22 protein-coding genes and 1 tRNA gene are annotated in these 19,735 nt (G+C 69.9%); 12 read left to right on the top strand and 11 right to left on the bottom strand.

Annotation, left to right across the window (positions count from 1 at the left end; genetic code table 11):
• Positions 1 to 139 precede the first annotated feature (139 nt).
• Positions 140 to 433: a helix-turn-helix domain-containing protein gene (locus MKK84_RS26720; RefSeq protein ID WP_187275333.1), complete on the bottom strand. Its 294-nt coding sequence runs from the start codon at positions 431 to 433 to the stop codon at positions 140 to 142.
• A 136-nt stretch (positions 434 to 569) separates the two neighbouring features.
• Between MKK84_RS26720 and MKK84_RS26725 the strand changes: the two genes are divergently transcribed.
• The 8 genes from MKK84_RS26725 to MKK84_RS26760 all read left to right on the top strand — a co-directional run bounded on the left by MKK84_RS26725 (position 570) and on the right by MKK84_RS26760 (position 3,763).
• Positions 570 to 791 carry a hypothetical protein gene (locus tag MKK84_RS26725; protein WP_056251323.1) on the top strand — a complete coding sequence of 74 codons (222 nt, stop codon included), beginning with the start codon at positions 570 to 572 and terminating at the stop codon, positions 789 to 791.
• A 299-nt stretch (positions 792 to 1,090) separates the two neighbouring features.
• Positions 1,091 to 1,450, top strand: coding sequence for a hypothetical protein (locus MKK84_RS26730; protein WP_147840861.1), 360 nt, complete (start codon positions 1,091 to 1,093; stop codon positions 1,448 to 1,450).
• Positions 1,447 to 1,623, top strand: coding sequence for a hypothetical protein (locus tag MKK84_RS26735; protein ID WP_187275334.1), 177 nt, complete (start codon positions 1,447 to 1,449; stop codon positions 1,621 to 1,623). Before MKK84_RS26730 ends, MKK84_RS26735 begins: the two co-directional genes overlap by 4 nt.
• Positions 1,620 to 1,925, top strand: coding sequence for a hypothetical protein (locus MKK84_RS26740; RefSeq protein WP_147840862.1), 306 nt, complete (start codon positions 1,620 to 1,622; stop codon positions 1,923 to 1,925). The genes MKK84_RS26735 and MKK84_RS26740 overlap by 4 nt, the downstream gene beginning before the upstream one ends.
• On the top strand, positions 1,922 to 2,116 hold the full coding sequence (locus tag MKK84_RS26745; RefSeq protein WP_147840863.1) for a hypothetical protein: 195 nt from the start codon (positions 1,922 to 1,924) through the stop codon (positions 2,114 to 2,116). The genes MKK84_RS26740 and MKK84_RS26745 overlap by 4 nt, the downstream gene beginning before the upstream one ends.
• A 61-nt stretch (positions 2,117 to 2,177) precedes the next feature.
• Positions 2,178 to 2,969: a hypothetical protein gene (locus tag MKK84_RS26750; RefSeq protein ID WP_147840864.1), complete on the top strand. Its 792-nt coding sequence runs from the start codon at positions 2,178 to 2,180 to the stop codon at positions 2,967 to 2,969.
• Positions 2,970 to 3,066: 97 nt separating this feature from the next.
• Positions 3,067 to 3,267, top strand: coding sequence for a hypothetical protein (locus MKK84_RS26755; protein ID WP_243925038.1), 201 nt, complete (start codon positions 3,067 to 3,069; stop codon positions 3,265 to 3,267).
• Between the two features lie 34 nt (positions 3,268 to 3,301).
• Positions 3,302 to 3,763 (top strand): hypothetical protein, encoded by a 462-nt coding sequence (locus tag MKK84_RS26760; RefSeq protein WP_147840866.1) that lies wholly within the window; start codon positions 3,302 to 3,304, stop codon positions 3,761 to 3,763.
• A 333-nt stretch (positions 3,764 to 4,096) separates the two neighbouring features.
• Here MKK84_RS26760 and MKK84_RS26765 read toward each other — a convergent pair.
• The 3 genes from MKK84_RS26765 to MKK84_RS26775 form a co-directional block, all read right to left on the bottom strand.
• Positions 4,097 to 4,171: transfer RNA gene (locus tag MKK84_RS26765), tRNA-Gly, on the bottom strand.
• A 107-nt stretch (positions 4,172 to 4,278) separates the two neighbouring features.
• Positions 4,279 to 4,743 carry an NUDIX domain-containing protein gene (locus tag MKK84_RS26770; protein WP_243924981.1) on the bottom strand — a complete coding sequence of 155 codons (465 nt, stop codon included), beginning with the start codon at positions 4,741 to 4,743 and terminating at the stop codon, positions 4,279 to 4,281.
• A 20-nt stretch (positions 4,744 to 4,763) separates the two neighbouring features.
• Positions 4,764 to 5,459, bottom strand: coding sequence for a fumarylacetoacetate hydrolase family protein (locus MKK84_RS26775; RefSeq protein WP_243924982.1), 696 nt, complete (start codon positions 5,457 to 5,459; stop codon positions 4,764 to 4,766).
• Positions 5,460 to 5,594: 135 nt separating this feature from the next.
• Here MKK84_RS26775 and MKK84_RS26780 point away from each other — a divergent pair, with 135 nt between their 5' ends.
• Both MKK84_RS26780 and MKK84_RS26785 read left to right on the top strand, forming a co-directional pair.
• Positions 5,595 to 7,058, top strand: a complete 1,464-nt coding sequence (locus MKK84_RS26780) for an FAD-binding oxidoreductase (RefSeq protein ID WP_243924983.1) — start codon at positions 5,595 to 5,597, stop codon at positions 7,056 to 7,058.
• Positions 7,059 to 7,313: 255 nt separating this feature from the next.
• Positions 7,314 to 7,607 (top strand): DUF2218 domain-containing protein, encoded by a 294-nt coding sequence (locus MKK84_RS26785; protein WP_243924984.1) that lies wholly within the window; start codon positions 7,314 to 7,316, stop codon positions 7,605 to 7,607.
• A gap of 55 nt (positions 7,608 to 7,662) precedes the next feature.
• Here MKK84_RS26785 and putA read toward each other — a convergent pair whose 3' ends face one another.
• Both putA and MKK84_RS26795 read right to left on the bottom strand, forming a co-directional pair.
• Positions 7,663 to 11,328, bottom strand: a complete 3,666-nt coding sequence (putA, locus tag MKK84_RS26790) for a trifunctional transcriptional regulator/proline dehydrogenase/L-glutamate gamma-semialdehyde dehydrogenase (RefSeq protein WP_243924985.1) — start codon at positions 11,326 to 11,328, stop codon at positions 7,663 to 7,665.
• Positions 11,329 to 11,425: 97 nt separating this feature from the next.
• Entirely contained in the window at positions 11,426 to 12,205 is a 780-nt protein-coding gene (locus MKK84_RS26795) for a DUF4163 domain-containing protein (protein ID WP_243924986.1), read from the bottom strand.
• Positions 12,206 to 12,347: 142 nt separating this feature from the next.
• On the opposite strand from MKK84_RS26795, the gene MKK84_RS26800 reads away from it, so the two are divergent.
• Entirely contained in the window at positions 12,348 to 13,394 is a 1,047-nt protein-coding gene (locus tag MKK84_RS26800) for a saccharopine dehydrogenase family protein (RefSeq protein WP_243924987.1), read from the top strand.
• Positions 13,395 to 13,617: 223 nt separating this feature from the next.
• Here the strand turns inward: MKK84_RS26800 and MKK84_RS26805 are convergent, their stop codons facing one another.
• From MKK84_RS26805 to MKK84_RS26820, 4 genes are all read right to left on the bottom strand, one after another.
• Entirely contained in the window at positions 13,618 to 15,141 is a 1,524-nt protein-coding gene (locus tag MKK84_RS26805; RefSeq protein WP_243924988.1) for a UxaA family hydrolase, read from the bottom strand.
• A gap of 29 nt (positions 15,142 to 15,170) precedes the next feature.
• A complete protein-coding gene (locus MKK84_RS26810; RefSeq protein ID WP_243924989.1) occupies positions 15,171 to 16,481 on the bottom strand; it encodes an MFS transporter in 1,311 nt (436 codons plus the stop codon).
• Positions 16,482 to 16,577: 96 nt separating this feature from the next.
• The gene (locus tag MKK84_RS26815; protein ID WP_243924990.1) at positions 16,578 to 17,648 is read right to left on the bottom strand and encodes a malate/lactate/ureidoglycolate dehydrogenase; all 1,071 of its coding nucleotides are present in this window, start codon (positions 17,646 to 17,648) and stop codon (positions 16,578 to 16,580) included.
• A 103-nt stretch (positions 17,649 to 17,751) separates the two neighbouring features.
• Positions 17,752 to 18,468: a DUF1194 domain-containing protein gene (locus tag MKK84_RS26820; protein ID WP_243924991.1), complete on the bottom strand. Its 717-nt coding sequence runs from the start codon at positions 18,466 to 18,468 to the stop codon at positions 17,752 to 17,754.
• A 95-nt stretch (positions 18,469 to 18,563) separates the two neighbouring features.
• Here MKK84_RS26820 and MKK84_RS26825 point away from each other — a divergent pair, with 95 nt between their 5' ends.
• The gene (locus MKK84_RS26825) at positions 18,564 to 18,935 is read left to right on the top strand and encodes an MFS transporter (RefSeq protein WP_243924992.1); all 372 of its coding nucleotides are present in this window, start codon (positions 18,564 to 18,566) and stop codon (positions 18,933 to 18,935) included.
• A gap of 30 nt (positions 18,936 to 18,965) precedes the next feature.
• Here MKK84_RS26825 and MKK84_RS26830 read toward each other — a convergent pair whose 3' ends face one another.
• Positions 18,966 to 19,733, bottom strand: coding sequence for a DUF1223 domain-containing protein (locus MKK84_RS26830; RefSeq protein WP_243924993.1), 768 nt, complete (start codon positions 19,731 to 19,733; stop codon positions 18,966 to 18,968).
• Positions 19,734 to 19,735: the final 2 nt, after the last annotated feature.

The raw sequence follows: 19,735 nt of genomic DNA on the forward strand, positions 1-19,735 counted from the left end.
CTCAGGCGGTCAGGCAGGGCATCCGTTTCGAGCGAGGGCAGATCATCGACGTCATCTCCGGTGTGACGCCGTTATGCGCCAAGCCGGCTCAGGGTGCAAGTTATGTGCAGCCGTTGCGGACCGAGTCGCGTTCCTAGGGTTAACCAAGCCCTAGCGCCGCCTTCAGCGCCGGGCTGCTATCGGCCTCCTCGTCCTGCGCGATGAGGTCGTCGAGGCTGGGCCGGCCCTGGTTGTACGTCGACAGCCGCAGGTCCAGCCCAAGCACATGGAGGCATCGCATCACGCGGTGCATCGATGGCTCCATGCTGTCACCGCGCTCGAAGCGGGACACCCACTCGACGCTGACGCCGGCCTTGGCCGCAAGGGCCCGCTGCGAGAGCCGGCGGTGGCGCCGCGCAAGGGCGAGGGACTCGCCAAGGTCGAAGATGCTCATGCCCTGAGCGTACCTGATCGGCATGCAAGGAACCCCCTGCGACTCAGCCGGCTGCGCGAATTTTCGGACGCCGTCCAGTGGAAATCTTCGATCCGTGGCAGACTCCCATTTGCACGGATTCGATGGGGGAAATGGGATGGCGCAGGTCAAGGAGCTGGGTGGCGAGGCGCCCAAGCGCCACGTCGCGATTGAGGACGACATCGCCGCGGTGCGGGCCGCCCTGCGCGAGGCCGAGGCCTGCACGGACCCCGACGACATCGACGGGATGACGCTCGTCCGGGCGCTCCGGGACAGCCTCGACGGCCTGCTCGCCGAGCAGCGCCGGGCGGCCGAGGCCAAGGCACGGAGGCCGGCATGACCAAGTCTGAGCGCGGCATCCGCCGACAGCTCCGGCGTTCAGGCCTGCCGGCACACGCCATCCCGCGGGCAGCCAGGCGCTTGGCGGCTCAAGCCGACTGCGACGCCTCGGCCGGTACGCTGGAGGCGCTGATCTCCCGCCGGACATGGCGGGAGGGAGATCCTGCGGCTGCGCATGCGGCCAGGTAGGGGGCGGCCATGGGGGCGGAATTCGCCCTCGGGATGCTCGACGCCGGCCGTTGGATCAGCGCCGGGCTGGGCCGTCTCCAGGCTCACGTGAACGGACGGAAGTCCTGAGCCATGCGCATCTACACCGAGACGCCCTTCCGCCTGGCGCCACCCCGGATGGCCGTGGTCCACCCTGAGATAGGGACCGCCTCCTCGCTGCTGGAGGCCCAGCGTGGGGCGTACGATCGCGACGTCGCTCTCATGCGGCACGGCATGCCACGGGAGCTCCTCCCGAACTTCTGGCGCCAGGTCCTGGAGAACCTGGCGACGAAGGAGGCCCGCACCGAGGCGATGCGCCCCTCGATCGGCAAGCCCCTGTCCCGACGCGCCCGGCGTCGCAACCGGGGACGCGTCCGGGTCGCGAAGAACGCCCTGATGCGGAGGTTCACCCCGTCGATGGAGTGGTCCTGGAATAAGAGGGACGCGGCATGACCGAGACAACGACCACCGAGGCAAAGATCGCCGCCGCTCGGGACGCCGTCGACAAGGCGGCCGCCCTGCTGCTCAACCAGGCTGAGGGCCTCGCCATGCTGGCGATGATGGCCCGTCACGCCGAGCGCCCGATGCCCCAGGCGATCGTCCTCAGGATTGTGGGAACGCGATGATCCGGAACTGGCCGGCCGAGCAGGCCTTCTGGTGGAGCGCCGTCGCCGCCGCCACGTTCGCCGGCCACCACGAGGCATTCCGACAGGCTCGCGACGATATGTGGCCGACCCGGCGGGAGGTCGTCCTGCGCGAGGCGGTCGAGGAACTGGTGGGACCGAACGGAGGACCCCCGCCCCCACTCTCGGCGATACCGGAGAAGGTTGGCGGTGTCCGCTTCGCGAGGCGCGTGCACGCGCAGGCCTGGCGGTCGCACCTCGCGGCCAACGCATCGCGGCTGACGCTGGTGAAGGTCACCCCGTGAGGCAGTCCACGATCGACGAGCTCGCCCGGGGGGCAACCCGGACGGTCGAGTGCATCATCGCCGCGGATCCCGGGGACGGCCCGGCCGAGCGGGAGTCCCGGATCCGGGACGCGCTCGCCCGGTGGATCGGGCACACCGTGGAGCGGGAGGCCCGCAACGACCGGCGCCGCGTGGGACGCAGGCAGGCCTAAGGACGGGAACCCTGGACGGGGCGTCGCCAGCCCGCGAGAGTGCCTCAACCTCGGGGGGCAGATGGCGAGACAGGACAAGCGCGCGCGGCTGAAATCGATCGTTACGGACGGGACGATGGCGATCCCGGAGGTCGAGGGAGAGTGGCACCACGACCCCTATCGAACCCTCTGGGTCGAGGTCTCGAACCTCAAGATGGGACAGGCCGTCTCCACGGACTACGGGACCATCAGCCGAACACCTCAGATCTCCGGGATGGCCACGATCCGGAGGGACACCGTCCGGCTCGCGGGATGGGGCGACACCTGCCGGGTCTTGCCCGTGACGATCCGGCCCGCCATCCCCCAGGAGGACGGCAACGGCTACACCCCGTTCACCAGCGTGCTCGGCTTCATCGCCGGTGACTGGGAGTTCAAGAGCGAGGATGCCTGGTTCCTGGAGTGCTGGATCCCCGAGATGGACATGGCCGCGATGCTCGCGGCCTACCGCGCTGGCGAGATGCCGTCGTTCCACCTCGGCGTGAAGCTCGATCTCTGGATCATGAAGGGCGACGAGCACACGCCGCCCGGCTACGGGGTCACCTGGTATCTGGCTCCCCACGCGGACCACGCGAGCGAGAGCCCAGAGGTGGCCCGCGGCACGGTCCGCCATCTCAGCTGGAGCGATGCGCCGCAGCCGAAGGTCGACGAGGATGATGGGGTGCCGGAACAGGGGCCGCCGCCTCAGGCTCCCGCGGATCCCGCCCCCAACCTGGATGCCGCCAACCTCACCGCAGCGATCGACCGCCTGCGCTCCACCGTTCTGCAGGTCGGCCTCGGCATCGGGGTCGCACTGGTGGTCAGCTGGTTCGTCTGACTGAGGGCCGAAACGTCGCGTCCAGGGATCGACTCCCGCACCAATTTGTTCTTCATTCGTTCTCATATGCGAATCAATGGAGGTCCTCGTGGACGAGATGGAGCGGGCCTACATGGAGGCCGCCGACGGCGACGCGAGGGACGCCCTGAGGCGGGCGCCTGGTGACGCCCTGATCGAGATGGCCGAGCTCTCGGGGCAGGTCTCCCGCGGCTTCGTGCGGGCCCAGCGGCCGGCGGACCTGGCGAGGAAGCTGGGTCCGGAGCGCCGGGCCCGGGAGGCCGCCCGCTCCGCCGGCTGACGGGCGGTTAACGGCTCGCCCGCATCATGCGGACATGCCCGACGCCAAACCCGAACCCATCATCGAGACCTTCACCCGGGTCGACGCTCCCCCCGGCGAGATCGTGTTCACGCCCCTGCCGGTTGGCGAGCTCGCCGGGCACGCGCTGTTCCTGGCGTCCCAGCTGTCGAACGTGAACCGGAAGCGCGTGGCCAAGGAGGCCTGCGCGGCCTGGGTCGCAACGTCGGATTGGTTCAGGCGGCAGACGCCGGACGCCCTCGTGGTGTGGTTCAAGCCCGGCCCCCCCGGGTACGACGGCGTGTACCTGACGCCCGAGAAGGGGGCCAAGAAGCTCAAGCCCGCCCCAGCCGTCATCCTGCTGCGCGACGGGGCCTACCGTCTCCTCGACAAGCGGGAGATCGCGGCCGCGGTCGGGCCGCTGCTGGAAGCCCAACCCGAGATCCTCGCGCCGCCGGATCCGGAGGACCTTGAGGATCTCGGCAGGCTCGCCCCCTGACGCAGGATTTAGCCGCCCGCGGGAATCCGGGTGGCCGGCGCCGAAATCCCTCGATCGGCTGAAAACCGTCCATGTGCGACAGCGCACACGAGGTCGGAAATTCCTGGCTTGGGACTGTCCATGGCGCGTGAGAGCGTCGGCCTGCGACCGAATGGCCGGCCCCGTTTCAATCGGGACCGCCGATCGCCTTCCACCCTGCCGGGCCCATCCCGAGCGGAGTTTTAGCCCGTTTCGGGACCAATTACGGGACCACACCCCCAGGAACGCAAAAGGCCACCCGAAGGTGGCCTCTGCTAACGCGCTGTAATCGCGTCCAAATCTGTCCGAGTGAATTGGAGCGGGCGAAGGGATTCGAACCCTCGACCCCAACCTTGGCAAGGTTGTGCTCTACCCCTGAGCTACACCCGCTCACTAGTGCCGCGCCGCCTGGACTTTCGTGCCGGCGGCCCCGACGGCGCTTTCTAAACACCATTCCGACGGGCGACGCAAGCGTCTCTTTGCCCGCTCACGACGATTCACCAATGCGGGTCCGCAGGGAGGTTGCGCCGCACCTCGTCGAGGCGGGCGCGGGTGGCGCGAGTCGTCCCCTCCGGAAGCGCTTCGACCGGGAAGAACGCGCAGGCGGCGATCTCCCGGTCGGGTGCCTTCGGCCGCAGCACCGTGAAGGCCGGCAGGACGAACAGCGCCACGTGATCGCGGGGCGCGGCGGCGACGTTCCGGTACAGGCCGACGAGGCGGGGCGGCGCATCCGGGACGATCTCCGATTCCTCACGGAATTCGCGAATCATCGCCTCGGCCGCACTCTCCCCGCGTTCGACGCCGCCGCCCGGCAGGTGCCATCCGCTGACATAGGTGTGGCGCACCAGGGCCACGCGGCCCTGCGGATCGATGGCGATTCCGCGGACGCCGAGCGTCATGCCCCGCGTGGCGAACGCCCCGAGGTGAAACAGGCGCCGCAGCAGCCAACGATCGAGGAGCATGACGGTCCGCGGCTGCCGGATCAGATGACGTCGAGGGTGATCGCGCCGAGACCGGCGATCGAGGCCACCATGCGCTGGCCGCGCTCGACCGGACCGACGCCCGACGGCGTGCCGGTGAAGATCAGGTCCCCCGGCTGCAGCGCGAAGTAGCCCGACAGGTAGGCGATCTGCTCCGCCAACGACCAGATCATATCGCCGAGGTCGCCCGTCTGGCGCGTCTGGCCATCCACCGACAGCGTGATCTCACCCCGCGCCGGGTGGCCTATCAGCGAGACCGGGTGCAGGGCGCCGATCGGGCCCGAGCCATCCGCCGCCTTGGCGGTGTCCCAGGGCCGCGACAGCCGCTTGGCCTCGTCCTGAACGTCGCGTCGGGTCATGTCGAGACCGATCGCGTAGCCGTAAACGTGATCGAGGGCGTCCTCGACGGGGAGATCGGTGCCGCCGCCGGCGAGCGCGGCCACCAGTTCGACCTCGAAATGGTAGTTGCTGGTCTTGGACGGATAGGGGTGCGGGGTCGGTTCGGAGCCCACGATCTGAAGCGCGTCGGCGGGCTTCATGAAGAAGAATGGCGGCTCGCGATCCGGATCGGCCCCCATCTCCCGTGCATGGGCGGCGTAGTTGCGGCCGACGCAGTAGACCCGGCGGACGGGGAACAGATCGCTGCTGCCGACGATCGGGAGCGCGATGCGGGGCGGGTTCTGGATGACGGAGAGCATCTCTGCCTCTGCGGTGGAACGTCCGGGATCTGGCAAACCCTGCCCGCGATCGACGCGACCGTTGTAAGGTGCCTCCCGCCGCGCGCCAGACGGCCGCTTGCCGGTGACGCGCCTTGGTCTAAAAAAATCTTCGCGATGACACCCATGGCGACCAACCCCGATACCCTGCTCGCCGCGCTCCGCGACGGCCTCGGCGCGCGTCACGTGCTGACCGAGCCAGCGGATCTCGCCCCCTACCTGATCGAGACCCGGAAGCTGTTCACCGGCTCGGCCGTGGCGGTGCTGAAGCCGGGCTCCACCGATGAGGTGGCGTTCGCGGTGCGCGCCTGCACGCAGGCCGGCCTGCCGGTGGTGCCCCTCGGCGGTAATACCGGGCTCACCGGGGCAGGCGTCCCGCAGGGCGGGGTGGTCCTGTCGCTGGAGCGGATGACGCGGCTGCGCGCCATCGACCCGGTGGATGCCACCATCACCGTGGAGGCCGGGATGATCCTTCAGGAGGTTCAGGAGGCCGCCGATGCGGCCGGCATGCTGTTTCCGCTCTCCTACGCGTCACGGGGCTCAGCCCGGATCGGCGGCGGGATCAGCACCAATGCCGGCGGCATCGCGGTGCTGGCTTACGGGAATGCCCGCGATCTCGTCCTTGGGCTCGAGGTAGTCCTGGCCGACGGGCGGGTGTGGAACGGCCTCCGGGCGCTGCGCAAGGACAATGCCGGCTACGACCTCAAGCAGCTCTTCATCGGCTCTGAGGGGACGCTCGGCATCGTCACCGCGGCCGTGCTGAAGCTGTTCCCGAAGCCGCGCAGCACCAGCGTCGCCTTGGTGGGTTTGGACTCGGCACAGGCGGCCCTCGACCTGTTCGTGGCTCTGCGGACCCGGCTCGACCGGGATCTGACGGCCTTCGAGTACCTGCCGCCCTTCGCGCTGGAGATCGTCCTGCGGCATGTCCCGGGCACGGTCCCGCCGCTGGCCGGCGCGCACGGTGCCTACGCGCTGATCGAGGCCGCCTCGGCCCGGCCGGATGCCGACATGCAGGGTGCGCTGGAAGCCGCCCTGGGGGATGCGCTGGAGGCTGGGACGATCGCCGATGCGGTGGTCGGCGCGAGCGGCGCGCAGAACGACGCCCTCTGGCGGCTGCGCGAGGGAGTTCCCGAGGCCCAGACCCGCGAAGGTGCCTCGATCAAGCACGACGTGTCGGTTCCACTCTCCCGCCTGCCTCAATTCCTCGCGCGGGCCGGCGCGGCCTGCGTCGCCGAAATGCCGGGTCTGCGCCCCTGCGGCTTCGGCCATTTCGGAGACGGCAACATCCACTTCAACCTGTCGCAGCCCCCCGACATGCCGGCGGCGGACTTTCTGGCGCAATGGGGCCGGTTCAACAGGATCGTCCACGACATCGTCCACGATCTTGGCGGCTCGATCGCGGCCGAGCATGGGGTCGGCCTGATCAAGCGCGAGGAACTCGCGCATTACGGCGATCCGGCCGGGCTCGACCTGATGCGGCGGCTCAAGGATGCCCTCGATCCCGGGCACATGCTGAACCCCGGCAAGATCCTGGCGGACGTTGCCCCGGAACGCGCGCGAGCGCCCGGATCCAAGGCGTGAAAAATTGTGCGGCGCGCCATAATTCGGCGCCGAGGCCGGTGCAGGACAGACACGGGCTGCCACCATCCGCGGCGGCCGACTACCGCGTTAAGCGTCTGCTAACGCGGTGGCCAGACCTTCTCAAATGACGGCGCAGGCGTGTCGGTAGTAGCCCGGCATGGCAATTGCTCGGGAGCCTTCCTATCTCGCAACTGCGAGATCGAGCGACGAACCGTCAACGACAGGCTGGATCACGTCCTTTTGGAGATCGACGGAATGCCTACCTCACTGGCCCGCGTGCAGACCGCGGAAGCGAGCCGCTACCTTCAGCAGCTCTGCCGGCACTGGAGCCACAAGTTCAAGGTCGAGGCGACCCCGGAGCACGGCACCGTGCCGTTCGGCGAGGATCGCGTCTGCACCTTCGATGCCGAGCCCGACGCGCTGGTGATGCGCATCGACAGCGCAGATCCAGTCAACCTTACCCGGCTGGAGAACGTCGTAGCCGATCACTTGGCCCGCTTCGCCTTCCGCGAGAGCCTCGGCGACATCCGCTGGTCGCGCGCCGCCTGAGGGCGCGGGAGCTGTTCGATCGATCCCAGACGCTTGAGGGCGTGAGCGTGCGCCCTCAGCCGACACGCATCAGGCTGGCATTGCCACCGGCGGCGGCCGTATTGATCGCGGTCGACACTTCCTCGACGAGCCCGGCCACGCCGTAGAGATCCCCGTCCGCCAGCGCGCCCGGGGTACGGACTTGGACCGACAGGATCGCGCCGTCTCGGGCGGCAACTGCCGCGTTGATGACCAACGCGCCATCGGCGCCGCCCTCGAACAGAACCGCCTGGATATCGCCGGCGGCGTCGAGATCCGGCGCATGCGCGACCCGCGCCGCCACGTCGGACGGCAGGTCCCGCAGGAGGGCCCCGTGCCGCTCGCCCAGCACCACGACGGCGTGGTTGCCGCAGGCCAGGATCATCCCGATCTGGATCAGAAGCCCCGGTCCCGTCTCGGCGATCGCAGCGACGCGCCCGCGCGGTCGAAGGGCGTAGAGATTGCGCTCGCCGACCGGTCCCGCCAGCTCGATCTCCCTCTGAGCTGGATAGCATACCGTCGCCAAGCGCTCCGCCACCGGGCCGTACCCCTTCGCGATCAGCCAAGCGCGGTAGGCCGGCACCGGGAACGAGGCCGCCGCGAGCCCATCGTACGCCCCCTCGGGCGCTCGCCGGATCAGACGACCGAGGTAGAGCGGGCCGCCCGCCTTCGGGCCCGTGCCCGACAGGCCCGACCCGCCGAAGGGCTGCACGCCGACCACGGCGCCGATGATGTTGCGGTTCACGTACCGATTGCCGGCCCGGACGCGGTCGAGGACCCGGGCGATCGTCTGGTCGATGCGACTGTGCAGACCGAAGGTCAGGCCGTAGCCGGTGGCCCCGATCGCGGCCAGTAGGTCGTCGAGGTCCGCCCGCCTGTAGCGCAGCACGTGCAGCACCGGCCCGAAGACTTCGCGCTCGACATCCGCCACGCGGCCGATCTCGATCAGGGTGGGCGGCACGAAGGTCCCGCCTTCGGTTTCGAGCGGCAGGGCGAGCTGGTCGACGGCGAAACCGCGGGCCCGCATTGCCGCGAGGTGTCGGCCGATCCCCTCGGCCGCTTCGGGGGTGATGACCGGACCGACATCCGTGGACAGGTGGCGCGGATCACCCACCGCCAGCTCGCGCATCGCGCCCTTCAGCATCAGCAGGATACGGCCGGCGATCTCCTCCTGCAGACACAGGATCCGGAGGGCCGAGCAACGCTGGCCCGCAGAATCGAAGGCGGAAGCGATCACGTCCGCGACCACCTGCTCGGCCAGGGCGGAAGAGTCCACCACCATAGCGTTCTGGCCGCCGGTCTCGGCGATGAAGGGCACGGGCTCGCCGTGCCGGTTCAATCGCCCGGCGAGGCAGCGCTGGATCGTCTTGGCGACTGCCGTCGAGCCCGTGAATATCACGCCCCGAACCCGCGCGTCCGCGACCAAAGCGGCGCCGACCGTACCGTCCCCCGGCAGGATCTGCAGCACGTCCTGCGGAATGCCCGCGTCGTGCAGCACTCGCACCGCCTCGGCGGCGGTGAGCGGCGTCTCCTCGGCGGACTTGGCCAGGACCGTGTTGCCCGCCGCCAGGGCGGCCGCCACCTGCCCGACGAAGATCGCGAGCGGGAAATTCCACGGCGCGATGCAGGCCACCGGCCCGAGCGGTTCGTATCTCCACTGGAGCGTCCGTTCGGCCTCGGCCGCGTAGTAGCGCAGGAAGTCCACGGCCTCGCGGATCTCCGCGCCCCCGTTGCCGAAGGATTTGCCCGCCTCCCGCACGATGAGCCCGATGAGCGCCGGCATCCGCGCCTCGAACACGTCGGCGGCCCGGCGCAGGCTAGCGGCCCGCTCGGCGGCGGACGTCCCCGCCCAGGCCAGCGCGGCGGATTCCGCGCGGGCGAGCGCCCGATCGATGTCCACAGCCGTCGCCGCTCGATAGAAGCCGACGATGTCCCGGTGATCGGCCGGGTTGCGCACGGGGGTTTCAGCCGCGCCGCCCCCCGGCGGCTCGGCTTTCCACGCTGTCCGGCCGCTTGCCGTCAGCGCATCCGCAAGCTGCCGGAGCGCTGCCTCGTCGGTGAGATCGAGGCCGGCGGCGTTGGCCCGTACGGGTCCGTAGAGATCGCGGGGCCGCGCGATCCGCGCGTGCGGCGTGCCCGGTGCCGGCATGGCCTCAACCAGGGTCACGGGATCGGCGATCAGGGTCTCGATCGGCACCGATTCATCGGCGACGCGATTCACGAACGAGGTGTTGGCCCCGTTTTCGAGAAGCCGGCGCACGAGATAGGCCAGCAGCGTCTCGTGCGTCCCCACGGGCGCGTAGATCCGGCAAGGGCGCCGCAGATCCGAGCCCGCCACGACGTCTTCGTAGAGCGGCTCGCCCATCCCGTGCAGGCATTGGAACTCGTACTGCCCGAGCCGGAAGTCGGGCCCCGCCATCTCCACGATGGCGGCGAGCGTCTGTGCATTGTGGGTCGCGAATTGCGGGAACACCGCATCGGGCGCATCCAGCAGCCGGCGTGCACAGGCGAGATACGACACGTCGGTGTGGACCTTGCGGGTGAAGACCGGGAAGTCGGAAAGCCCGTCGACCTGGGCGCGCTTGATCTCGCTGTCCCAGTAGGCGCCCTTGACCAGCCGCACCATCAGACGCCGCCGGCTGCGCCGGGCGAGATCGATCAGGACATCGATCACGAAGGGGCAGCGCTTGCCGTAGGCCTGGACCACGAAGCCGAGGCCGTCCCAGCCGGCAAGCTCCGGATCCAGGGCAAGCCGTTCCAGGATGTCCAGCGACAGGTCGAGCCGGTCGGCCTCCTCGGCGTCGATGTTGAGGCCGATGTCGAAGCCCTTGGCGAGGCGCGCCAGGCCCTGGACGCGCGGCACCAGCTCGGTCAGGACGCGCTCGCGCTGCGAACGGACATAGCGCGGATGGAGCGCCGACAGCTTGATCGAGATCCCCGGCCCGCGCAGCACGCCGCGCCCATCGGAGGCCGCGCCGATCGCCCGGATCGCGTCGTCGTAGGCGCCGAGATACCGCGCCGCATCCCCGGCGGTGACGGCGGCCTCGCCCAGCATGTCGTACGAGTAGGTGAAGCCCTTCGCTTCCATCGTGGTGGCGTTGCGCAGGGCCTCGGCGATCGACCGGCCGGTGACGAACTGCTCGCCCATCATCCGCACCGCGAGATCGACGCCTCCGCGGATCAGCGGCTCGCCGCCGCGGGCGATCAGGCGGGTCAGCGCGGCGGACAGCCCGGCCTCGTCCCGGGTGGCGACCAGCCGACCGGTGACCAGCAAGCCCCAGGTCGCCGCGTTGACGAAAGGCGACGGGCTGTGGCCGAGATGGGCCGCCCAATCGCCCGGCGCGATCTTGTCACGGATCAACGCGTCGCGGGTCGCGGCATCGGGGATGCGCAGCAGCGCCTCGGCGAGGCACATCAGCGCGACACCCTCCTCGCTCGACAGGGCATATTCGTGGATCAGGCCCTCAACCCCTCCGCGGCGACCGTGGCGGCGCAGAAATTCGACAAGCCGGCGCGCCAGGGCGGCCACACGAGCGGCCGCGTCGGCGGGGAGGCGCGCCTGTTCGAGGAGCGGCGCGACGCAGTCCGGCTCCGGGCGCCGGCAGGCCGCAACCACGGCCTGCCGCAAGGGCGACAGGCCGGGCAGGTCGGCGAAGGCACCGAACGGTTCGGTTGCGCCGTCGACGATGGGGGACGCGACCATGGATCATACCCCGACTGCAGCGGCTCGACCGCCCGAGGGACAGGCTACGCCGATCCCATCCGCCGTTTAAGCCCCGGCCAGTTCCGCCGATCAGACGTCACGGCGCGGCATGGGCGGCCTCGATCGCGTCCGTGAGGACAGGCTGGGCGCCCTCGCGACGCAGAACCGCGTTCGGGATGACGACCGTATCGGCGCAGGCTTGCGCGTAGTGGGGCAGATCATACTGGACGGCGAGGCCGCCGGCCTTGGCATCAGGCCACGCCATCATGGCCGGCGGATCGCCCATAGAGGTGTCCTGCACCACTGTTCGGCACGCGTCGTCGTCGCCGTCACGCTTCGCGGCGCCCGTCTTCGGACGGTAGCGTTCGAGATAGAGGGCGTGCAGCCGCTTGGAGGCGAGCGTGACCATCTTGGTCCCGTCCATGCCTTCGACGAGAGCGACTTTACCGGTCAGCGCCGGCGGAAGCAGCTTCGTCCAGTCGACCGGCACGCCGGTCGTCAGGTCGTACATGATCGCCATGAGTCCGGTGCTCGGATGCGCACCACCGCAGAACATGTCGTCGCTGATCTCGACGCTCAGGAAGCGCGGGCCACGCATCGGCGTGCGGATCGTCCGCGTCCAGGAGCTGTTCGCGCCACCATCGGCCTGACAGGACCGGGCCGCCTTGCGGACATTCCCGTCGAGGCGCTTCAGCGCGGCGTTGATCCGGCGCTCCGCGTCGTCGGCAGGCGCCGCGATCTGCGGCATGGCGGCGAGACATGGCTTCAGCTCCGGTTGGGCCGCCACAGTGACCAGCCGATCGGCCGCCCATGTCGGGTTGGCCACAAGGGCTAGAAGGGTGGCAGCACCAAGCTTGAGGCGAAGGATCTGGTTCATCGTCGCGTCGCTCCAGGGCGAATCGAGGCTTGTCCGGTCGCATTGGCTCCTCGCCGCGTCCCGGGCCAAGCGTCGGTGCTGCAAATCCAGGCCGCACGCGGCGCGCTTTCACACGCGCGGGCACGGTGGCAGAAGCCAGACCATGGGCACGATCCTCATCTACGGCGCCACCGGCTACACCGGCACGCTGCTCGCCGAACACGCGCTCGCGCGGGGCCTGCGGCCGATCCTGGCGGGGCGCGATCCAGACAAGCTGCGTCCGCTCGCCCGGCGGCTCGCCCTCGAATCGCGCGCCGCGCGCCTCGACGAGCCGGAGCGCCTTCGGGCGGCGCTCAACGGAGTCGCGGCGGCGATCCACGCTGCCGGCCCCTTCTCGAAGACGGCGCGGCCGATGGCCGAGGCCTGCCTCGCCGCGGGCGTGCACTATGTCGACATCACCGGCGAAATCTCGGTGCTGGAGGCGCTCGCGGCGCGGGACGCGGAGGCGAAGGCAGCCGGCATCGTGCTGTTGCCGGCCGCGGGGTTCGATGTCGTGCCGAGCGACTGCTTGGCGGCCCACGTGGCACGGCGTCTTCCCGGTGCGACGCACCTGCGGATCTCGATCGGCGGCTTCGGCGGGTTCAGCCAGGGCACCGCCCGGACCATGGTCGAGGGTATCGCCTGGGGTACGCGGGTGCGCCGGGACGGCCGCATCGTCGAGTTGCCGAGCCCGCCCCGAAGCAGCGCCGATTTCGGCCGCGGCCCGCGTCGGACCGTGGGGCTCGGCTGGGGCGACGTGTCGAGTGCGTGGTACTCGACACGCGTCCCCAATATCGACGTGTATTTCGAGGCCTTCCCCGCCATGGCGGCCGCCGCCGGCCTGCCGGCCGGTATCCGGCGGATCATTGCCGGAGAGACAGTGCAGCGGCTGATCAACCGCGGCATCGACCGGCTGCCCGCCGGGCCCTCCGAGACCGCGCGGAAGGCGGCGCGCAGCACCTTCCTGGCGGAGGCGTGGGACGGCGCCGGGCGAAGGGTAGCGAGCCGGATGGAGACGCCGGAGGGCTACACGCTGACGGCCGCGACGGCCCTGGAGGTGGCCCGCCGCCTCGCCTCGGGCGCGGTGCCGGCTGGCTTCCATACACCGGTGACGGCCTTCGGACCGGATTTCATCCTCAATTTCCTGGACGTGGTGCGGACGGACCTCTGATCCTCCAAGGAACACGACACAAGACCGGGAAACCCTGGGATGGGTTGTCGAATCCACCCCCTCATCGTGAGGTGCCGGAGCGCAGCGGAGGCCTCGAAGGAGGCCTCCAGAGATCGCGCGTGTTGTGGAACCCTCCTTCGAGGCCCGCTGACGCTGGCACCTCAGGATCAGGTGATTGGGTGGGATCGACCCGGCTTGGCGCTGTCGTTGACCGTGCTACTCCTCACACCGTGGCGCCGATCTGCCAGGGCGCGAATTCCGACGCTCCGAAATCGAACTGCTCACTCTTCGTCCGCTCGCCGCCCGCGACCTTGAGGATCAGCTCAAAAATCCGCCGTCCGGCCTGTTCGACACTCTCCTCCCCGTCGAGGATCGTGCCGCAATTGACGTCCATGTCCTCCTCGAGCCGCCGGTACATGGCCGAGTTGGTGGCGATCTTGATCGACGGGGCCGGCTTGCAGCCGAACACGCTGCCCCGGCCCGTGGTGAAGCACACGAGATTCGCCCCGCCCGCCACCTGCCCGGTCGCCGAGACCGGGTCGTAGCCCGGCGTGTCCATGAACACGAACCCCTTGGCGGTGACCGGATCGGCGTAGCGCAGCACGTCCACGAGGTTGGTGCTCCCGGCCTTGGCCATGGCGCCGAGGGACTTCTCAAGGATCGTAGTCAGTCCGCCGGCCTTGTTGCCGGGCGACGGGTTGGCGTCGATCTCCGAGCCCTCCTTGCGGGTGTATTCCTCCCACCAGCGCATCAGGTCCACCAGCTTCTGGCCAACCTCCGGGCTGACGGCGCGGCGGGTGAACAGGTGCTCGGCCCCGTAGGTCTCGGTCGTCTCCGACAGGATCACCGTGCCGCCGTTCTGCACCACGAGGTCGCTGGCGATCCCGAGCGCCGGATTGGCCGAGACGCCGGAATAGCCGTCCGACCCGCCGCATTGCAGGGCGACGATCAGTTCGCCTGCCGGCACCGACTCGCGGTGGACGACGTTGGCCTCGTCGAGAATCCCCTTCACGAAGTCGATGCCGGCCTCAACGGTCTTGCGGGTGCCGCCGAGGCTCTGGATGTTCATGCTGCGGATCCGGTCGCCCAGCCCCTGCTCCTCCAGGAAGGCACCGATCTGGTTCACCTCGCAGCCGAGCCCGATCATCACGATGTGCGAGAAATTGACGTGCCGGGCGTAGCCCGCGAGCGTCCGGCGCAGGAGCCGCAGCGGCTCGCCCATCGCCATGCCGCAGCCGGTCTTGTGGGTCAGCGCCACCACGCCGTCGACGTTCGGGTAGGCGGCCAGCGGGTCGAGCCCAAGGATCGGGTGGCGCCGGAACGCGTCGGCGATCAGATCGGCGACGTGGGCGCTGCAATTCACCGAGGTGAGGATGCCGACGTAGTTGCGGGTCGCGATCCGCCCGTCCGGACGGCGGATGCCCTGGAAGGTTGCGGGCGGCGCGACGAGCCAGGTCGGCTTCGTATCGACCCCGAACGCATAGTCGCGGGCGAACGCGCCCATCCCGAGATTGTGGACGTGGACGTGCCGCCCGGCCGCGATCTCCTCCTTGGCGAAGCCGATGATCTGGCCGTACTTCGTCACCGCCTCGCCGCTCCGGTGCGGGCGCACCGCGACCTTGTGGCCGGCCGGGATCCGCTCGGCGGCGGTGACACCCTCGGTGACCGGCGTGCCGGGTTCGATGGCGCCGCGGGCCACGACGACGCCGTCGTCCGGGCGCAGGGTGATGACGGGATAGGCAGGCATGGCTGTCTCCTGACGATGCGTCGCGTCGCTCATCGGGCCGCCTCCGGCCGGAGAGCCGGGGCGCGGGCCTCGCGCACCGGCAGCGGTGCGATCTCGCCGACCACGAACAGGTAGATGAAGGCGCCGAGCAGGCAGAACCCGCCGGCCACGATCAACGGTATGACGAACGAACCCTGCGTGACGGTCAGCATCACGCCGGTGAAGGTCGTGGTCACGATGCCGGCGACGTTCGAGGCGAAGTTCTGGATACCGCCGATCGAGGCCACGTGCGCCGGCGTCGGCGCCACGTCGCCGGGCAGCGCCCAGATCGAGGCCGCCGTGAAGGCGAGGCTGCCATAGGCCACCGCGAAGCACAGCAACGCCACGTAGACGTTGGGCGCGATGATCGAGAGCGTGATCACCGAGGACATCAGCATGCCGCCGACAAGGCAGGTCTTGCGCGCGGCCGTCAGGCTCCAGCCCCGGCGGTACAGCGCGTCGGAGGCGAAACCGCCGAGCCAGCCTGCCGGGATCGAGGCGAGCGCGGGCAGGCTGCCCAGCGTGCCGAGTTCGGCGAGCGAGAAGCCGCGAGCCTTCACGAGGTAGGTCGGGAACCACGTGATGAAAAAGTAGATCACGAAGTTCAGGCAGAAGAAGCCGGCCATCATCCCCCAGACCGTGCGGTAGCGGAACAGGGACAGCCACGGCACCTGTTCTTGCGCCTCCGCAGCATCCACGGATTTCGGCCGGTCCTGTGCGGCCCGTAGGCGGGCGAGTTCCTCCGGGGACACGGCGGGGTGGTTCTCGGGCTCGCGATAGAGCCACATCCAGAACACCGCCCAGACGAAGCCGAGCACGCCGGTGACGATGAAGGATTCGCGCCAGCCGAGCGTCGCGATCACCCAGGAGACCAGCGGGATCGCGAGCGCCGAGCCCACCCGCGAGCCGCTGTCGAAGATGCTGCTGGCAAAGCTCCGCTCGCCGCGGGGGAACCACGAGGCCGTGACCTTGGCGAAGGACGGATACGCCCCCGCCTCGCCGATGCCGAGCAGCATGCGCAGGCCGAGCAGGGACAGGAAGCCTCGGCCCGCCGCGGTCAGCGCCGTACAGGCCGACCACCAGACCACCGCCACGACCAGCGAGAGCCGCGCCCCGACCCGGTCGGCGACGTAGCCGAACGGCAATTGCATGATCGCGTAGGTCCAGAAGAAGCCCGACAGGATCAGGCCCATGTCGGTGGCGTCGAGCCCCAATTCCTTCGCCATGGAGGGGGCGGCGACCGCCAGATTGGCGCGATCGATGTAGTTGATCGCGTTGGCGGCCATGCAGAGGCCGATCATGAGCCAGCGCAGACGAGGCATCGTGTTCCTCCCGAAACGCGGGGATGGCGTCCCCGTTTGGCGCGGCGCCCCCGTTGTGGCCGGGGGTCGCCGCAGAGAACGTCGCCGGTCGCCCGATCAGGCGCGGTAGGCATCTCCGTCGAGCCCGTGCGGCCGGCCGGCGGCCAGGAGCGTTTCCCAGACCGGCTCGGGCAGCGGCACGCCCTCCGCGAGGCGCTGGGCCCGCATCCGGCGTTCCGGCTCGCCGGGCAGCAGCACCTCGGCGCCGGGCATCGGGCGCGCGCTCTTGAAGAAATCGAGATAGGTCCGCGCCTCGGTGGCCAGCACATCCTCGGTCCCGAGGGCCGCCGGCGTCACGTAGATCGACAGCATGCCGTTGCAGATCCGGCGCTTGCCCGGCCCGGCCGTACCGGACCCGGTAAGCGCGCCGGCCAGCAGCTCGCACATCAGCGCCAGCCCCGAGCCCTTGTGCTCGCCGAAAGCCCGGATCGCGCCGGCGCCGCGCTGGTTGTCGCGCTCGTCATCGTCGAGGGGGCCGAACAGGGTCGCCGGATCCGTGCTGAGGCGACCGTCGGGCTCGATCAGCGCGCCCTCCGGCAGCGCCTTGCCGCCCCGGGAGGCGACCAGCACCTTGCCCTCGGCCACCAACGAGGTGGCAAAGTCGAGGATGATCGGATCGGCATCCGGCACCGGGAAACCGGCAGAGAACGGCGCGGTGGAGAACCGCCGCTCGACGGAGCCGAACGGCGCCACCAGCAGGCTGCCCGCCACATTGACGAAATGGACCGAGACCAGCCCGGCAGCGGCGGCGCGTTCTGACCATTCGCCGATCCGGCCGATATGCCCGGAATGCCGGAGGGCGATAATCGCGACGCCGGTCGCCCGCGCCTTGGCGATCCCGAGATCGACCGCGAAAGGTCCGGCGGTCTGCCCGAACCCGTAGAGCGCGTCCACCAGGGCGAAGCTCGGCGCGTCGGTGACGATCTCGGGCGTCCGGCCCGCCTCGACCTCGCCGGTGCGCAACCACTCGACGTAGCGGGGCACCCGAACGACGCCGTGGCTATCGTGGCCGGTCAGGTTGGCCGCTACCAGGAAGCGGCCGATCCGCTCGGCCTCCGCCTCCGCACAGCCCTCGCGCACGAAGATGTCCCGCACATAGGCAGATAGCCCGTCAGCCGAGATCCGCATTCCGGCTCCTCCCTGGCCGCGCCTCACCGGGCACGTGCGGGATGAAGCTAGCGCCCACGAACGTGCTGTGCGAGCCGTTCGGGTGACGCCTTCACCGGCAGCGTCACGAAATCTCGCGGATCAATTTGGCGATGATGGCGCGTCCGAACGCCGCGAAGCTCTGGGCGCTCATCACGAACGCGCCCTCGCCGCCGATGACGTGATCCCGGTAATAGGCCGCGAGGCCCCCGGGCGGGTTCGTGTGCTCCCTCAAAAAGTTCGGCATGCCGTCCGGGTCGGTGAGGACGACGATGCCGTTCACCGTGATGCCGGCCGAGATGGCGGCGTCCCGCGCGTCCGAGATCGGGCGACCGGCATTGCCGGTCCCATCGCCCGAGATGTCGATCACCTTCCGCTCGGTCCGGAACGGTGCCCGCGCCAGGAGATCGGCCGCGAAGCCGAGGGCGGAGCCGATCGCGGTCCGGCCGTAGAACGGGCGCATCGCCGCGTCGAGCCGGGCTGCGAACAGCGCCGCATCCTGCGCCGACGCGATGATCATCCAGTCGACCGCGACGCGCTGCTCGCCGGGCCCGGCCCAGTCGAACAGCGCGACGCCGATGCGCCCGGCCGGCCCGTCACCGATGGCGCGCAGGACCCTGGCGTCGGCGAAAGCCTCGGCATAGCCGCGCCGTTCGAGATCGAAGCGTGCCTCGCTGATGCTGAGCGACACGTCCACGGCGAGCACCAAGAGCACATCCACCTCCGGGTCGGCCGCCTCGGCGCGGCGTCCCGCGAGCGACAGAGCCGCGAGCAAGCCGGACAGGAGGTGGCGTCGCCGCATGGTCGACACTCGATCGGGAAGACGACGCGAAAGCGCCGCCGTATCGCAGGCAACGGGCTTGCTGCCCCCGCGGTTCGCGACACCCAAACTCAGCCGTGACCAATTCGTCGGGGGGCGTTTCGATTTGGTTCCGCACGCCCTCGTCGAAGCAGCGCCGCTTTTGGTCTCATCGCGCCGGCCTTCGACAACGCTATTTCGCAGGGGCGAAGGCGTTTCCCGCGCCGCAAACATCGAGACTGCCGTCCATGCATCGTGTTCGCCGGATCGTACGCGCCATCGAGAGCCTCATCGTCGCTGCCGTGATCGGTACCGTCGCGCTGGTGAGCCGTATCATCGATGGAACGATCGACTTGGTCGGCCGCCTGTCCGACCGGTGCGATGCGAAACTCGCCGAACTGGCGCACGCGTCGAAGACGCGGCACCGGCGCGAGGGGCGCCGTCAGATCGATCCGATCAGTCTCGACTAGGGCGCCCCGGGGCACGAAAAACCCGGCGGTTCAGAGCCCTGGTCCCTTCGCGGCTCCCAGAATGCGGCCGGGCTTGGTGTCCGCGCCGCCCTGAAGCAGCACGACCCAGCTGTCCGCATCGGCGATCTCGGCCTGCGTGCCGGGCACGTCGAGGGTGAGCGGCTGCCCGCCCCAATGGCCGAGGTGCTGGAGGCCCCGAACCACGTTGACGTAGGTTGCGGTCCGTCCGCCATTCTCGCCGGACTGGATCGCGACCGCCCGGCGGCGCAACACGGGAACCAGCCAGACCTCGCCGTGCGACTCCGCTTTGGCGTCAGGCGCGGATCCGATCTCGACCCAAATCCGGTCCCCACGCGCCTCGCCGCGGACAGCGATCGGCAATCCGCCATGCTGGACCCCGTCCCGCATCAGCCGGTCGAGGGCGACCCTGTCCGAACCCACGGCCACGCCACCGCCATCGACCACCGCCTGCGGCGTAAAGACCTGTCGGCCCCCGCGGCCCCGGGCATACGCGCGCTGGCGCTCGGTCAGCGGCCGCGACGCCAATGTGTCCTTCCAGCCGAGATAATCCCAGTAGGTCACCGGCAGGGTCAGGGCGATCACCCCAGGCTGCCGTGACAGGTCGCGCAGGATCGGCTCGGCCGTGCGGCAGGCACCGCATCCCTGACTGGTGAACAGCTCCACCACCGCGCGGACCGGCTCGGCCCGTGCCGCGGAGGCAGACACGGCGGCCGCGAGCAGGACCGCGGCGCCGAGCGCGCTGCGGTCGCGGATCCAGGCATGGTGCCAAGACGTCATGG

The sequence above is a fragment of the Methylobacterium sp. E-065 genome (genome assembly GCF_022829605.1).
Taxonomy (GTDB): Bacteria; Pseudomonadota; Alphaproteobacteria; order Rhizobiales; family Beijerinckiaceae; genus Methylobacterium.

Excerpts from the sequence above, each read along its gene's own strand:
- MKK84_RS26720 (WP_187275333.1), bottom strand. The coding sequence starts at position 433 with ATGAGCATCTTCGACCTTGGCGAGTCCCTCGCCCTTGCGCGGCGCCAC.
- MKK84_RS26725 (WP_056251323.1), top strand. The coding sequence starts at position 570 with ATGGCGCAGGTCAAGGAGCTGGGTGGCGAGGCGCCCAAGCGCCACGTC.
- MKK84_RS26730 (WP_147840861.1), top strand. The coding sequence starts at position 1,091 with ATGCGCATCTACACCGAGACGCCCTTCCGCCTGGCGCCACCCCGGATG.
- MKK84_RS26735 (WP_187275334.1), top strand. The coding sequence starts at position 1,447 with ATGACCGAGACAACGACCACCGAGGCAAAGATCGCCGCCGCTCGGGAC.
- MKK84_RS26740 (WP_147840862.1), top strand. The coding sequence starts at position 1,620 with ATGATCCGGAACTGGCCGGCCGAGCAGGCCTTCTGGTGGAGCGCCGTC.
- MKK84_RS26750 (WP_147840864.1), top strand. The coding sequence starts at position 2,178 with ATGGCGAGACAGGACAAGCGCGCGCGGCTGAAATCGATCGTTACGGAC.
- MKK84_RS26755 (WP_243925038.1), top strand. The coding sequence starts at position 3,067 with ATGGAGCGGGCCTACATGGAGGCCGCCGACGGCGACGCGAGGGACGCC.
- MKK84_RS26760 (WP_147840866.1), top strand. The coding sequence starts at position 3,302 with ATGCCCGACGCCAAACCCGAACCCATCATCGAGACCTTCACCCGGGTC.
- MKK84_RS26770 (WP_243924981.1), bottom strand. The coding sequence starts at position 4,743 with ATGCTCCTCGATCGTTGGCTGCTGCGGCGCCTGTTTCACCTCGGGGCG.
- MKK84_RS26775 (WP_243924982.1), bottom strand. The coding sequence starts at position 5,459 with ATGCTCTCCGTCATCCAGAACCCGCCCCGCATCGCGCTCCCGATCGTC.
- MKK84_RS26780 (WP_243924983.1), top strand. The coding sequence starts at position 5,595 with ATGACACCCATGGCGACCAACCCCGATACCCTGCTCGCCGCGCTCCGC.
- MKK84_RS26785 (WP_243924984.1), top strand. The coding sequence starts at position 7,314 with ATGCCTACCTCACTGGCCCGCGTGCAGACCGCGGAAGCGAGCCGCTAC.
- putA (WP_243924985.1), bottom strand. The coding sequence starts at position 11,328 with ATGGTCGCGTCCCCCATCGTCGACGGCGCAACCGAACCGTTCGGTGCC.
- MKK84_RS26795 (WP_243924986.1), bottom strand. The coding sequence starts at position 12,205 with ATGAACCAGATCCTTCGCCTCAAGCTTGGTGCTGCCACCCTTCTAGCC.
- MKK84_RS26800 (WP_243924987.1), top strand. The coding sequence starts at position 12,348 with ATGGGCACGATCCTCATCTACGGCGCCACCGGCTACACCGGCACGCTG.
- MKK84_RS26805 (WP_243924988.1), bottom strand. The coding sequence starts at position 15,141 with ATGCCTGCCTATCCCGTCATCACCCTGCGCCCGGACGACGGCGTCGTC.
- MKK84_RS26810 (WP_243924989.1), bottom strand. The coding sequence starts at position 16,481 with ATGCCTCGTCTGCGCTGGCTCATGATCGGCCTCTGCATGGCCGCCAAC.
- MKK84_RS26815 (WP_243924990.1), bottom strand. The coding sequence starts at position 17,648 with ATGCGGATCTCGGCTGACGGGCTATCTGCCTATGTGCGGGACATCTTC.
- MKK84_RS26820 (WP_243924991.1), bottom strand. The coding sequence starts at position 18,468 with ATGCGGCGACGCCACCTCCTGTCCGGCTTGCTCGCGGCTCTGTCGCTC.
- MKK84_RS26830 (WP_243924993.1), bottom strand. The coding sequence starts at position 19,733 with ATGACGTCTTGGCACCATGCCTGGATCCGCGACCGCAGCGCGCTCGGC.